Source organism: Piscirickettsia litoralis, assembly GCF_001720395.1.
Taxonomy (GTDB): Bacteria; Pseudomonadota; Gammaproteobacteria; order Piscirickettsiales; family Piscirickettsiaceae; genus Piscirickettsia; species Piscirickettsia litoralis.
Genome location: NZ_MDTU01000001.1, coordinates 2556509 through 2571188, shown reverse-complemented (window position 1 = coordinate 2571188; position 14680 = coordinate 2556509). Strand labels below are relative to the sequence as shown.

The following is a 14680-nucleotide window of genomic DNA, read 5'->3' as shown; positions in this document are numbered from 1 at the left end:
GGCTTATGCGTCTTTTTTCGCTTCTTCGCCTGTAACTTCTACGAATTCATCACCTTTAGTCGCAGCAATTTTTGCAACTTCACGTGCTTCAAGAATAGTATCAGCCATTCCTTGTGCATAGAACTGGATAGAACGAATCGCATCATCATTACCCGGAATGACATAGTCAACATTATCAGGGCTATTATTAGTATCAACGACACCAATGACAGGAATACCTAATTTTTTCGCTTCAGCAATCGAAATTTTCTCATGACCAACATCAAGAACGAAAATCGCATCAGGAAGACCCGCCATGTTTTGGATTCCACCCAAGCTGCGCTCTAGTTTGTCCATTTCACGTTGTAATGTCAGTGCTTCTTTTTTCGTTACACGCTCGAAAGTACCATCAGCCGCTTGGCCTTGTAATTCTTTTAAGCGCTTGATTGATTGGCGAACAGTTTTGTAGTTCGTCAACATACCACCTAACCAACGGTGATCAACGTATGGCATGCCACAACGCTGTGCTTCTTCACGAATGATGTTAGATGCCGCACGCTTTGTGCCAACAAAAAGAACTTTACCTTTTTGAGAAGCAAGCTTGCTAACGAAGTTCACTGCATCTTTGTAAAGCGGTAAGCTTTTTTCTAAATTGATGATATGAATATTGTTACGCTCACCGAAGATGAAGCGTTTCATTTTTGGGTTCCAAAAACGAGTTTTGTGTCCGAAGTGTACTCCGGCTTGTAGCATTTCACGCATGGTCACTGTAGCCATGACTTCTCCTAAAATTTCAAAGGGTTAAACCTCCACACGCCCTATATTTCAACCCTTAGGCACCCGAGATATAGTATCTAGCATGTGTGTGTCGTTAAAAATCTGCTAGGGCAAAAACACCCTTGCAGCGCCATTTTATACCATAAATCATTAGCAAAGACAATGTATTCGGTCTCTTGGATTTCGCATGAGTTTTAATATAGGGCGCTCAAATTTAAAGCTGATGTTAACTACATAGAGATAACAGCCCAAAACAACAAAATTCACCATGATCTATGGTGCCGTAGCCTTTGATCTATTACACTAATGGCACGATGCAGACGACATAACTTAATAAACGATATCACACACTATAAAAACACATGATTCAAGCAGCAAAGAGCACGAACAACTATGACGATTAAAATTAAGACCAACGACGAAATTGAAAAAATGCGTATCGCAGGACGTCTAGCCGCAGAAGTGCTGACAATGATTACACCCCATGTAGTGCCAGGTGTTACCACAGGCGAACTCGATCAAATCTGCCACAAATACATTACTGAAAAACAACAAGCCATTCCTGCGCCACTGAACTATCACGGCTTTCCAAAGTCCATCTGTACGTCAATTAATGATGTTATCTGCCATGGTATCCCAGGAGATCGTAAGCTTAAAAAAGGCGATATCCTCAACATTGATATTACCGTGATCAAAGATGGCTATCATGGTGATACCAGCATGATGTTCCATATTGGCAACTTTAGTGATAAAGAAAAGCAAACCCCTCAATACCAAGCCCGTGAGCGCCTCATTCAAATCACCCGTGAGTGCTTATTTAAGGGCATTGCCGAAGTCAAACCCGGAGCCAGCCTAAAGGCAATCGGTCGCATCATTCAAGCCCATGCCGAGCAAGCAAATTATTCGGTGGTTCGTGAGTATTGCGGTCATGGTATTGGTGCTGTTTTCCATGAGGAACCCCAAGTCGTTCACTATGACGACGCTCAAATCAAAGACGTTATTATCGAAGAAGGCATGACCTTTACGATAGAACCGATGATTAATATGGGTAAACATCAGCTAAAAACCCTAAATGACGGTTGGACCGTAAAAACCAAAGATCGCTCGCTCTCAGCACAATGGGAACATACCTTATTAGTCACCGCCAATGGTGTTGAAATTTTAACGCAACGTGAGCAAGAGCAAACGCTTTATCTAACTTAAAAGTATACCTTCAAATCACAGGACCGATTTATGGATGCAGTGGCGTGGGTACGACAAACACGTGAGAAACTACTTACCTTAAACGAGAAGCAAAAAGTTGTTTTGCAACAAGCGCCACAGCGGTCCTATCAACTATTGCGCCAGCGCGCTAAAACCATCGACCGCATTCTCAATCAAGCCTGGCCTAAATTAGATCACTGTGCACTTATTGCCACCGGAGGCTATGGCCGCGGCACACTCTACCCTTACTCTGACATTGATGTGCTCATCTTAACCAAAAAACCAACTCATGAGTATCAAAGTCAGATCAGTTCATTTTTAACACAATGCTGGGATGCTGGACTGGAAATCCGCCACAGTGTTCGCACCTTAGAAGAGTGTCTTAAAGATTGCAGCAAAGATGCAGTATTTTTTACTAGCATTTTAGAAACACGCTGCCTCAATGGTGATAGCCAGCTTTTTGAACAATTACAGCAAAAGGCACAAGCACTCAAAATCTGGTCCAAACAGGCTTTTTTTAAAGAGAAGCAACAAGAAAGCCTAAAGCGGTATCAACATTTTCAAAACACGGTTTATAACCTAGAGCCAGACATTAAAAATAGCCCAGGCGGCTTGCGTGACCTAGACACGCTGCGCTGGTTATTACTCCACCACTTTGGTGATATTCACCTGATTAACCTGTATAAACGCAAACTTGTCACGCGATTAGAATACCGTAAGCTCATTCAAGCTCAGAAGTTTTTTGCACAAATTAGGCTAGGCTTGCACCTTAGCTGTAATCAAAAAGAAAACCGCTTATTATTCGACCATCAGCCTAAACTTGCTGAATTTCTGGGTTTTCAGGGGAAATCTAGCAACAATGCGGCAAGTGCAATGATGCAAAATTACTTTCGTCATGCTGCTGATTTGCGTCTACTTTTTATCATCCTAATGCGCCAATTTGAACAATCCTTTTCTAAGGCAAAAAGCCGAGTAATTCCCAGCACACCTTTTATCAAAACCGGGCACTATATTGGCCTTGCCGATGGCTATAGCTTTAAAAAACAACCTGAGCTTATTTTAGAAATTTTCCTTTTCCTCGCCAAACAAACGGATCTTATCGATCTTGATGCACAAACCAGTAAAGCACTGATGGAAAGCATCTCTTTGATCAATGAAAGTTATCGTAATAATAAACATCATCAACGCTTATTCACTGAATTATTACAATATCCAAGCACATTACGCGCCATGAACCGCTTTGGCATTATCGGTGCTTATTTAGCTATTTTTGGGGCCATTGTCGGTCAAATGCAATACAGCTTATTCCACAGTTATACCGTGGACACTCACACCCTATTTGTTATGCAAAATATCGAAAAATTTCGTGATACGGAGGTTAATAAGCGCTTACACTATGAACGTATCAGTCAGACGCTCGGGGACCCTTGTATTATCTATACCGCGGCATTTTTCCATGATATCGCAAAGGGCCGCGGTGGCCAGCACTCTGAACAAGGTGCTGTCGATGCCCATGAGTTTTGCCAAACACATGGCTATTCTCCTTATCAAACACGCTTAATCCACTGGCTGGTCTTACATCATTTACTCATGTCACAAACCGCGCAAACCAAAGACATACAAGACCCGAGCGTCATTAATGAATTTGCCAATAAGGTCAGAGACATTACCCACTTAAATCATTTATATGTTTTAACTGTTGCCGATATTCAAGGCACCAACCCAAAACTTTGGAACAGTTGGAAAGAAACCTTACTCAAAAATCTTTATCTTGCGACAAAAGAGGCGTTAAAACGTGGTGATACTCATCATTTTATTGCCGAACAAATTCAAGAAAACCAAGCCGATGCCCTGGCCCTAATGGACATGGAACAATTTACCTCTCAACAAGTACTCGACCTTTGGCAATATTGGCACAACGACCACTTTATTAAAAACTCAGCCCAAAGTATTGCTTGGCACACCACGCTTGTTTTAACCCATACTGATTTGCCCATTATTGAGTTCCAACACAGCGGATACCCTAGCATCACCCGCGTGTTTATTTATTGTCAAGACAGTGAACATTTATTTACTCGAATCGTTAATGCGCTCGATCGGCTGAATATCAGTGTTAATGACGCAGTATTAAGCACGACACTAAATGGTTATAGCTTACATCACTATGTAATTTTCGAGCAGGATAATACCCCTCCAGAAGGTCAGCTGCGCTTAGAAGAAATTCAACAACAACTCAGTTGCGCGATTGCAAACCAGGAACTTCCAAAGCTGGTTAAACGCCGCGCTAATGCCAGGCTCAGCCATTTTCGAGTCCCCAGCAAGGTTAGCTTTCAAGTCACACCCTCTGGCATGACGGCATTAAAACTCATCACCCGAGACCAACCCTCGTTACTTGCCTATATTGGCTTAACACTTTCACAACATAATCTCGTCATTCACAACGCCAAAATTAGCACCTTTGGTGAACGTGTTGAAGATACCCTCTATATCACCGACCAAGAACGCCAAACCATAGACGATAAACAGCTTCTTGCAAAAATAGAACAGAGTCTGTGTTACCATTTTGATAAAATTCAGGAATCATCGTAATGACAAAAAAAACAATTTATATTGCGTATACCGGTGGCACCATAGGCATGCAGCCGACAAAACAAGGCTTTACTTCTTTTCCAGGCTTTCTCGCCAAACAAGTGGCTCAGCTTCCAGCAATTGCTCATGAAAAAATGCCGAACTATGTACTTAATGAGTACGAAAACCTGATTGATTCGTCCAATGCAACCCCTCAAGACTGGGTAAGCATTGCCAAGGATATTCTAGCAAATTACAACAAATATGACGGTTTTGTTATTTTGCATGGTACAGATACCATGTCCTATACAGCCTCTGCACTTTCATTCTTACTACCTTATTTAAATAAGCCAGTAATTGTCACCGGCTCACAAATTCCCATCGGCCAAATTCGCAACGATGCTGCTCGTAATATTATCGATTCTCTGCTTATTGCCAACCATCACCCAATCCCTGAGGTCTGCTTATACTTTAATAATTACTTACTGCGCGGCAATCGCAGTCAAAAAATCCTATGCAGATAGACTAAGTGCCTTTCGCTCACCCAATTTCCCCCCTTTAGCTGAAATTGGTATTGATATAAAGATCAGGGATCACCTTATTCTTCCCTCTTCCGATATTTCTATAAAACTGCCTGACTGGCATGACGCGAAAATCGCCGCTTTTCGCTTGTTTCCTGGTTTTTCGATGACTATTTTAGAGCATGTCCTGGCCCAAGAGATTAACGGTATTATTTTAGAAAGTTATGGCACAGGCAATGCCCCTAATCAAAATCCATCTTTCTTAAGCGCCTTACAGCAAGCAAACGACCGTGGCATTGTCATCGTCAACTGCACACAATGTTTACAAGGCTCCGTGAAAATGCAAAATTATAGCACCGGCCATGCTTTACTCGATGCCGGTGTGATTAGTGGTTATGATATGACGCCAGAGGCTGCGCTGACCAAGCTTTCTTGGTTATTTAGCAGCCATCAAGATATCACAGACATTAAAGCCAAAATGGCTCAGAATTTACGCGGCGAACTGACTGAAGAAAAGGTGCTATAAATATGACTCAACTGGAATCTACAATTAATGATTTGTTCGAGCGACGCTCCCATTTAAAGGCAAGCGACTTACAAAGCCATGAACAAGCGGCTATCGAAGAAACGATCAAACAGCTTGATCAGGGCAGCTTACGGGTTGCCGAAAAAATTAATGGCAAGTGGCACACCCATGAGTGGCTGAAAAAAGCGGTTTTACTCTCCTTTGTCACCAGCGAAAACCAGATCATTAACAATCAACGTCAACAGTTTTACGATAAAGTTCCGCTAAAATATCAAAATTATAGCGAGCATGACTATGAGCAACAAGGCGTGCGTATCGTCCCACCAGCCACTGCGCGTCGTGGTGCCTATATCGCTCCTAACAGCGTACTCATGCCAAGTTATGTCAATATCGGCGCTTATATTGACTCAGGAACCATGGTCGATACTTGGGCGACTGTCGGCTCTTGTGCACAAATTGGTAAAAACGTCCACCTCTCTGGTGGTGTTGGTATCGGTGGCGTACTCGAACCGTTACAAGCCACACCAACAATTATTGAAGATAATTGCTTTATTGGCGCACGTTCTGAAATCGTTGAAGGCGCCATCGTTGAAGAAAATTCAGTGATTGGTATGGGTGTATTTATCAGCCAAAGCACAAAAATCTATGATCGTGAAAACGATGAGATTTACTATGGCCGTGTTCCCAGCGGTTCGGTTGTTGTTGCGGGCAGCCTACCTTCCAAAGAAGGACGCTGCCACCTCAATTGTGCCGTCATCGTTAAACGTGTCGATGCAAAAACACGCTCGAAAACCAGCATTAATGAATTATTGCGCACCATATAACAGATAAAATTAAGCCGTATTGATACGGCTTTTCCCCACCTTCTTCAAAGCAATACACAACCGCCTCTCTTTTAAACAACCAAGAGCAATCAGTTAATAAAGCTCGGCGACATTGCATTCACTGTTAAGTTTATTACAGCATTTATAGGGCGCTCGCTCTAGCAGGAAACTTTTTTTATATTTTTTTCTCTAACCGTAGAAAGGGCGATGCATGAGAACATGCAAGGTTGTGCTATGCTAATCATCTACCAAGGGGAAGTGATTGATTTTAGTAAATCAATCAGGGTATCGGTTAAGCAAGACCTTCTCACTTTCCATGGGACAAATGAAGATAAATTTCTCAGACTCGGTAGTGAGCATATAAAGGCTGCTGAAACCGTGGTCGACTACATTTATCACTCTTATCAAGAAGGCTACAAATCCCTTAACCTTTCATCCTATTTATCAAGTGCTCGATTTACAGAGCAAAAACCATCGGAATCAATGACATATACTTATGGCATTGTCAAAAATCTTTAATTTCTATTACTATAATAATAACTATTCGTTATTGTGCTAAATTATGAACAGGTTGATATTATTAATACGATAGATAGTCATCTTCCAGATATATTTCTAAAGTTTATTGAAGACAATTTCCGCGAAGAAACTTTAAAAAAAATGAACCTGAACGACTCTCTTACTGACTACCTTATCGGCAGTAAGAGCGATATTGATACTAGAATGTTGGACATTATTCGCGACCTGTCTAAATTAACCGGGCGACCTTTTTTAGACATGATGCTACTGTTTGGCGAACATATTTTCCCTTATTTATTTAGGCATTATAAAAAAAATTTTGGCTATAAAGGTGACAGCTTTAGACAGTTTTTAGTGCATTTAGAGTCATTAGTTCACAAGGAACTTCGCTCAATTATTCCACAAGGCGATTTACCAAAAATTGCCTTTAAAGAAATTCAACCACACTCATATTCAGTAACCTATCAATCTCCTAGAAAATTATGCAAAGTTATAGAAGGAGTCATTGTTGCCGCATCTAAGCACTTCTCTAAAAAGGGCCAATTCAGTCATACCCCTTGTATGCTGGATAATAATAGCCATTGTGTAATTTCTATAGCTATAGAGTCTGAGATTTAATGTCAATGAACCTTTAACTTTAATGGCCCATATATTCTATCGACAAGAAGATGCAACACTAGCAAAAATTAATTGCTTTAAGAGCTTTATTAATGAAAAAATTAAACTTTATAATTAACCAGACAAAAGTAAAGTATTAAACATTAATACTTTACTTATCAAACTCTTTACTGCGTGTCTGAATAAATACCGCTACAGCAATCAATAATAAAACAACTAAGCCAATTAAGTGAATGCCATCACTCACCCAAGGTGTTGTGCCTTGCATGCTGGTAATTTCACTGGTAATCACTTCAGGTCGATCAGGCTTTGCTTCATTTAAAATTTTACCCACAGGGCTAATAACTGCAGTCACACCACTATTATCGACATTTAAAAAATAACGACCGGTTTCAAGGGCGCGCATTCTTGCCATCTCTAACATCTGATATTTTGCAATACTATGACCAAACCAACTTGAATCACTTACTGAGACGATAAACCCACCCCAAGGCAACCCCTCTCGTACTAACTCAGGGAACCCCACTTCATAACAAATTAAAGAAATAAAGGGTATTTTACCAAGGCGCATGAGCTTCTGATCATCTTGACCTGCGGTAAAATCTGACATTGGCAAATCCAACCAACGGCCAAAAAACTCAGACCAGCTCGGCCAATACTCGCCAAAAGGCACTAAATGGCGCTTCATATAGACACCGCGCGCATCACCCACCCCGAGCATACTATTAAAAAATTGACCGCGAAATTGCAAGGGAATACCAAAGACTAAGCCGGCATTTTTCGCTTTAGCTTGCTTATTAAAGTCTGCGAGTATCGTCGGAATTTGATGGGCTAACACAGGCACTGCCGTTTCAGGCCAGATAATTAAACGAATATTATTATCAAGAAGCGGCTTAGATAATCGTTGGTAATGCTCAATGTTTTTTAATAATTGATCGGGGTTCCACTTCATCGACATTGTCACATTACCCTGCACTAAACCGACACTAAATGGCTTACTATCAGGCTGTGTCCAGGGCACTTTTTTCAAAACCGCACCAAAAGCAAATAAAATAATTAACCCGGCAATTGATAAATAACGCCAATTATTTGGCCCACGGATAATTAATATGAGCAAAGTTGCTGATAGCACAACCGCCAAAGTCACACCATAGACGCTTAAAATCGGAGCAAATCCAGCTAAAGGTGTTGCAAGTTGACTATAACCCAAATAAAGCCAAGGAAATCCGGTAAATAACCAACTTTGTATCCAATCAATCAACACCCAAATGGCCGGTACGGCCGTAAGTAAAACTAAAGGAGAACGCAAATTAAAAAAGCGGCGAATCAAAATACTTTTAGTCAAAGAAGTTAATGCCAGAATGCTAGCAAATAATAAAGCAAGCGCCGCCGCACCAACCACACCCGCTTCGCTATAAGTGGCAATACTCACATAAACCCAGCTGCTACCTGTTAAAAACAGCCCTAAGCCATATAACCAACCACGCCACATCGCACGGCGAAAATGAATATGACTCAAAGTAAAAATAAATAAGAAGGCAGAAATAATCGCCAAATAGCTGAGGTTAAAGGGTGCCATGCTCAAGGTGCCTAAAACACCCCCGAGTAAGGCAAGCCCATCACCACCCCAACGTTTAAAACTCAAAAATCCCACTCAAACATTTGCCTGTATCAGTTGCATAATCTCTCAATTGTACACTGATTTTAATTTTTTGCAGGTTCTGCCTGTAATAGTTGAATTCGACGGCCCGACGTACTTAATACCGTAAATTGGTATTGCTCAATCACCACAGACTCACCTTTTTGCGGCAAATAACCAAACTGATGGGTAACCAAGCCACCGACGGTATCAAACTCTTCATCATCAAGCTCAGTCTTGAAAAAATCATTAAAATCATCAATGGGTGTGAGCGCGCGAATTAAATAGCGATTTTCAGCTTGCTGCTTAATCAGCTCATCAGGCACCGCATCATGCTCGTCTTCAATCTCTCCCACGATTTCTTCTAAGATGTCCTCAATCGTCGCAATGCCAGCTACACCACCATATTCATCAATGACAATGGCAATATGATTGCGCGTACTACGAAACTTACTGAGTAAGGCATCCAAACGAATACTTTCAGGCACAAAGAGCACAGGCCGTAATAATTTCGCAAGCTCTATATCCTCTTGCTTACAAAAACAATAAGGCAATAAATCTTTCGCGAGCAATAAGCCAATGACCTCATCTTTATTTTCGCCGATCACAGGAAAACGTGAGTGTGACGACTTAATAATCGTCGGTAAAAAATCATCAGGCTTAGCATCATGATCAACGACAACAACTTGCCCTCTAGGCACCATAATATCGCGAACTTGCATTTCAGAAATCTGCAAAACGCCTTCTATCATGGTCATCGTGTCTAAATCAATGAGTTTACGGTCAACGGAATCTTTTAACATCTCGAGCAAATCTTCTCGATCTTTAGGTTCTCCTAAAAATCCTAGACCTAAGCGGTCTAACCAAGAGCGGCTCGAGTGACTACTGCCGGGGTCATCGTTCATAAGGGAGGTACTTCCTTCTGTTGGTAGGGATTTGAGTAGCCAAGTTGCATTAGAATATCAATCTCTAATGCTTCCATAGCTTCAGCTTCTTTATCATCGATATGATCAAAGCCTAATAAATGCAGCACACCATGAACTAACATATGCGCCCAATGAGCTTCTAGTGATTTTTCTTGCACAACCGCTTCTTGCTCGACGATTGCTTTGCAAATAACAATATCACCCAATAGCGGTGACTTTATCTCCTCGGGTAATTCTGCCGGAAAAGACAATACATTGGTTGGCTTATTTTTCTGACGATAGGTCGCATTTAAGTCCTGGATCTCGCCTTCTGCGACAATACGTACACACAATTCAGCTTGATTACGCTGATTTTTTTGCAACACTTGTTTTATCCAGCTTGTCATTTTTTCTTCGCTAGGCAAGTCTTTCAAGCTGGCATCATCATCGCTCGCCAACATATTTTGAAACTCTATTTCAAGATCCATGCTTTCGGTCTCGCTCTGCATCATGACTATCATACGCTTCAACAACACGTTGCACTAATGGGTGACGCACCACATCACGCGCTCTTAAAAAAGTAAAACTAATCCCAGCAACATCAGAGAGCACTTCTATCGCATGCTTTAAGCCTGACATTTTCCCTCTTGGCAGATCTACTTGCGTAATATCGCCAGTAATCACCGCTTTTGTGCCAAAACCCAAACGAGTTAAAAACATTTTCATCTGCTCTGCTGTGGTATTTTGACTCTCATCAAGAATGACAAAGGCATCATTCAACGTCCGTCCACGCATATAAGCTAAAGGCGCAACTTCAATCACATTGCGGCTAATGAGTTTATCCACCTGTTCTATACCGAGCATTTCATATAAAGCATCATAAAGTGGCCGTAGGTAAGGATCGACTTTCTGCGCTAAATCACCCGGCAAGAAGCCTAAGCTCTCACCGGCTTCTACCGCAGGGCGAGTGAGTAAAATACGCTTCACTTTGCCCATTTCTAGAGCACGCACAGCACAGGCAACGGCTAAATAGGTTTTACCCGTTCCAGCAGGGCCAACGCCAAAATTAATATCATGATTATTAATATTTTGGATATAGTAACTTTGATTTTTACCACGAGGCTTAATTTGCAATTTGCGCGTATGAATCACCAAACCATCATCATACTCAATCGCCTCAGTGGATCCCTTGCTTTCGACAAGATCATTGCTTTCTTCTTGCAAATAGAGATGCACTTGACCAGGATCCAAACTGCCTAGCTTTTCTGCATCTGAATAAAGAGATTGAATAATGCGCTCAGCGACACGAACCGGCTTTTTATAGCCAATGATTTGAAAGATATTACCGCGACTGCTAATTTCAACGCCCAGGCGTTGCTCGATCTGGCGCAAGTGCTCATCACATTGACCGCAAACTTCCGCTAACCGCCGATTGTCTTCAGGAACAAGCTCTAATCGACTACTTTCTAACTGTGTATCCAATAATTTCCGCTTTATATTAACGTTGTAACCCACACTCTACCCTAAGAATACCGACTTTTTCAATGAACAATCAAGCCCTTGTCACTTTCTTAATTAGAGTGTGCCTCTACATATTTAGTTTAGTTTATTTTCTAAAGAAACAAGTTCTCCACGCAAAGAAAAACCGAGCACCTCAGTCACCTTCACATCAGCAAAGCCACCAATCGCACTTTCTGGGGCAACAAAATTCACAACGCGGTTATTCTCTGTACGCCCTTGTAATTCATTAGGGTTTTTCTTAGACACCCCTGTCACCAATACTGTTTGAGTGCTGCCAAGCATGCGACGGCTGATTGCCATGGTCTGCTGTTTAATACGATCTTGCAAACGTTCTAAACGCGCTTGTTTTACTTCCATCGGGATATCATCAGGAAGATCAGAAGCCGGGGTACCTGGACGACGGCTATAAATAAAGCTAAACGAATTATCAAAACCAATTTCAGCGATCAAATTCATCGTATCCTCAAAGTCTTTATCCGTCTCACCAGGAAAGCCAATAATAAAGTCAGACGATAAGCACAAATCAGGGCGCGCCTTGCGTAACTTACGGATTTTACTCTTATATTCTAAAGTCGTATGTCCGCGCTTCATCGCCGCCAAGATACGATCAGAACCGGCTTGTACCGGCAAGTGTAAGAAACTGGCAAGTTCAGGCACAGTGGCATAGGCTTCGATCAAGCTATCTGTGAACTCAACAGGGTGCGAGGTCGTAAAGCGAATGCGATCAATGCCTTCTATCGCTGCGGTATAGCTAATTAACATCGCTAAATCAGCCTTTTCTTCACTCTCATGCATCACACCACGATAAGCATTAACATTTTGTCCTAAAAAGTTGATTTCACGCACACCTTGCTCAGCCAAAGAAACAACTTCAGCGAGCACATCATCCAATGGACGAGAGATTTCATCCCCTCGTGTATAAGGCACCACACAGAAAGTGCAATACTTGCTACACCCTTCCATAATCGAGACAAAAGCCGTTGGTCCATCAGCCTTAGGCTCAGGCAAGTTATCAAATTTTTCGACTTCAGGAAACGAAATATCGACGACAGAGCGCTGGTCATTCTTAGACTCTTCCATCATCTCTGGCAAACGGTGCAAAGTCTGTGGACCAAACACTAAGTCCACAAAAGGCGCACGTTTGACGATGTTCTCGCCTTCTTGACTGGCAACACAGCCACCGACACCTATCATCACACTCGGGTTTTTCTCTTTAAATTTGCGCCAACGACCTAACTGATGAAACACTTTCTCTTGAGCTTTTTCACGTATGGAACACGTATTGACCAGCAGCACATCAGCATCATCCGGCGTGTCAGTTTTAACAAACCCTTCACTTTCACCGAGTAGTTCAGCCATCTTTGCCGAATCATATTCGTTCATCTGACAGCCATAAGTTTGAATGTATAGCTTTTTGCTCATTACTCGCTCCAACGCACCCTAAAAATTCGCTAAAATATGCACTTAAAAGACGCTACAGAATACCAGAATCTACAAAAAAATTACTATGGATCTACTCAATATCCATTTTCACTTTGGGTATAATTAAAAAATAACAATAAGCTAAATTAAGGGGGTCCTTGTGAAAGTATTCTTAGTCGGTGGCGCAGTGCGTGATGAGTTACTGGGCTACCCAATGGGAGATAAAGACTGGGTCGTCGTTGGCAGCACTCCAAAACAAATGATAACACAAGGTTATAGCCCTGTCGGTAAAGACTTCCCGGTATTTTTACACCCAAAAACCAAAGAAGAATACGCCCTCGCTCGCACAGAGCGCAAAACCGCTGAAGGCTACCATGGTTTTACTGTTCATGCCGACCCTGAGGTCACCCTCGAAGAAGACCTCATCCGCCGCGATTTAACCATTAATGCGATGGCTAAAGACCATCAAGGGCAAATCATCGACCCCTATCATGGACAAAAAGACATAAAAAACAAACTATTGCGTCATATCAGCCCGGCGTTTCGTGAAGACCCAGTCCGTATTTTACGCATTGCCCGTTTTCTTGCTCGCTATCATCATCTTGGCTTTCGCATCGCCCCTGAAACGTTAAAACTCATGCAACAAATGGTTAAAGCGGGCGAAGTGGACTCCCTTGTTGCTGAACGTGTTTGGCAAGAATCATTAAAAGCTTTACGTGAAAAAACACCAAGCTATTTCTTCTCCACACTTGAGCAATGTGGTGCGCTTGAAATTCTATTTCCCGACATTCACGCCTTAATTAACCAAGTAAAGAAAACAGCTTGGGAGAAAAAGTGCAACCTGTGGCTACACTTTTTAAGTTGTTTAAATCAAGATGCTGCATCACATATTCGTTTGGCTAGTGCATTAAAAACAACCCATTACTTAGAACACTCTGATCTTGATGAGATGATTGAACGTTTGCGCATTCCTAAATCATTTAGTCAGTTAATTTTAAAAACCGCGCAATTACATCCCATCTATTATTCACTTTCTCAGCAAAATTCTGAACAAATTTTAGATTTACTCAATCAACTTGATGCTTTTAGACAAATTCAACTTCTCAGTCATTTTGCCCACGCCTGTGATTTAAATCAAGCTAATCAGACTAGTCACAAAGAAGAATTACAAAATTATATTCAATCTGCAGAAAACATTAACCCAGCCCAGTTTATAAAACAAGGTTTGCAAGGCGCTCAAATTGGTAGAGCAATCAAAGAAAAGCGTTTAGAACTTATTGAAAAACAGAGAAACAAATCGAATTAATTAAGATTAGCAAAGTCTTCTTTTTGAGAGTTATCTGAATTATTTACTGATGGATTATTATTGATAGAGAGATTATTAGCTTGATTATCTGGAGTGATACCATGATTACGCTCAATGATTTTCGAGCCTGTGCCTAAAACCGTCTGTACTGTTGATAAAGCAATTGCGTCACTTAAATCACTTGCGCTCGCCACCCCTAAAAATAGGCTCAATGGAAAAACAGGAATGAATAGTAATCGCTTTAGCATACGACCTCTGTAGAAAACAACTATCAAAACACTTTGCCAGTATACTATAAATCTTGCTCAGATAATAAAAAACCCCGACCTCATAGAAGATCGGGGTTTTGGAA

At 41.5% G+C, this 14680-nt stretch carries 15 protein-coding genes; 8 read left to right on the top strand and 7 right to left on the bottom strand.

The genetic code is table 11. The annotated features are described in order from the left end of the window. Window positions 1-3: 3 nt before the first annotated feature. Complete coding sequence (gene rpsB, locus BGC07_RS12805; protein WP_069313428.1) at window positions 4-756, bottom strand: 30S ribosomal protein S2; 753 nt, start codon at window positions 754-756, stop codon at window positions 4-6. Between the two features lie 393 nt (window positions 757-1149). Between rpsB and map the strand changes: the two genes are divergently transcribed. The 7 genes from map to BGC07_RS12775 all read left to right on the top strand — a co-directional run bounded on the left by map (window position 1150) and on the right by BGC07_RS12775 (window position 7535). Further along, window positions 1150-1959, top strand: a complete 810-nt coding sequence (gene map, locus BGC07_RS12800) for a type I methionyl aminopeptidase (RefSeq protein ID WP_069313427.1) — start codon at window positions 1150-1152, stop codon at window positions 1957-1959. 30 nt (window positions 1960-1989) lie between these two features. Then, on the top strand, window positions 1990-4548 hold the full coding sequence (gene glnD, locus BGC07_RS12795; protein ID WP_069313426.1) for a [protein-PII] uridylyltransferase: 2559 nt from the start codon (window positions 1990-1992) through the stop codon (window positions 4546-4548). Further along, a complete protein-coding gene (locus tag BGC07_RS22495) occupies window positions 4548-5051 on the top strand; it encodes an asparaginase domain-containing protein (protein WP_235603186.1) in 504 nt (167 codons plus the stop codon). The genes glnD and BGC07_RS22495 overlap by 1 nt, the downstream gene beginning before the upstream one ends. Before the next feature lie 163 nt (window positions 5052-5214). Further along, the gene (locus BGC07_RS22490; RefSeq protein ID WP_235603184.1) at window positions 5215-5574 is read left to right on the top strand and encodes an L-asparaginase family protein; all 360 of its coding nucleotides are present in this window, start codon (window positions 5215-5217) and stop codon (window positions 5572-5574) included. 2 nt (window positions 5575-5576) lie between these two features. Continuing rightward, window positions 5577-6398 carry a 2,3,4,5-tetrahydropyridine-2,6-dicarboxylate N-succinyltransferase gene (gene dapD / locus BGC07_RS12785; protein ID WP_069313425.1) on the top strand — a complete coding sequence of 274 codons (822 nt, stop codon included), beginning with the start codon at window positions 5577-5579 and terminating at the stop codon, window positions 6396-6398. A 234-nt stretch (window positions 6399-6632) separates the two neighbouring features. Next, on the top strand, window positions 6633-6917 hold the full coding sequence (locus BGC07_RS12780; RefSeq protein ID WP_139121695.1) for a hypothetical protein: 285 nt from the start codon (window positions 6633-6635) through the stop codon (window positions 6915-6917). A gap of 33 nt (window positions 6918-6950) precedes the next feature. Further along, window positions 6951-7535, top strand: a complete 585-nt coding sequence (locus BGC07_RS12775) for a heme NO-binding domain-containing protein (RefSeq protein ID WP_069313423.1) — start codon at window positions 6951-6953, stop codon at window positions 7533-7535. Window positions 7536-7686: 151 nt separating this feature from the next. Here BGC07_RS12775 and lnt read toward each other — a convergent pair whose 3' ends face one another. The 5 genes from lnt to miaB form a co-directional block, all read right to left on the bottom strand. Beyond that, a complete protein-coding gene (gene lnt / locus BGC07_RS12770) occupies window positions 7687-9189 on the bottom strand; it encodes an apolipoprotein N-acyltransferase (protein ID WP_069313422.1) in 1503 nt (500 codons plus the stop codon). A gap of 50 nt (window positions 9190-9239) precedes the next feature. Continuing rightward, complete coding sequence (locus tag BGC07_RS12765; protein WP_069313421.1) at window positions 9240-10079, bottom strand: HlyC/CorC family transporter; 840 nt, start codon at window positions 10077-10079, stop codon at window positions 9240-9242. Next, the gene (gene ybeY, locus BGC07_RS12760; protein WP_235603181.1) at window positions 10076-10567 is read right to left on the bottom strand and encodes an rRNA maturation RNase YbeY; all 492 of its coding nucleotides are present in this window, start codon (window positions 10565-10567) and stop codon (window positions 10076-10078) included. Before ybeY ends, BGC07_RS12765 begins: the two co-directional genes overlap by 4 nt. Next, the gene (locus tag BGC07_RS12755) at window positions 10557-11561 is read right to left on the bottom strand and encodes a PhoH family protein (RefSeq protein WP_069313420.1); all 1005 of its coding nucleotides are present in this window, start codon (window positions 11559-11561) and stop codon (window positions 10557-10559) included. Before BGC07_RS12755 ends, ybeY begins: the two co-directional genes overlap by 11 nt. A 114-nt stretch (window positions 11562-11675) precedes the next feature. Further along, window positions 11676-13022, bottom strand: a complete 1347-nt coding sequence (miaB, locus tag BGC07_RS12750) for a tRNA (N6-isopentenyl adenosine(37)-C2)-methylthiotransferase MiaB (protein ID WP_069313419.1) — start codon at window positions 13020-13022, stop codon at window positions 11676-11678. A gap of 160 nt (window positions 13023-13182) precedes the next feature. On the opposite strand from miaB, the gene BGC07_RS12745 reads away from it, so the two are divergent. Then, entirely contained in the window at window positions 13183-14328 is a 1146-nt protein-coding gene (locus tag BGC07_RS12745) for a hypothetical protein (protein WP_069313418.1), read from the top strand. Here the strand turns inward: BGC07_RS12745 and BGC07_RS12740 are convergent. Next, a complete protein-coding gene (locus BGC07_RS12740) occupies window positions 14325-14576 on the bottom strand; it encodes a hypothetical protein (RefSeq protein ID WP_069313417.1) in 252 nt (83 codons plus the stop codon). The genes BGC07_RS12745 and BGC07_RS12740 overlap by 4 nt on opposite strands. Window positions 14577-14680 lie beyond the last annotated feature (104 nt).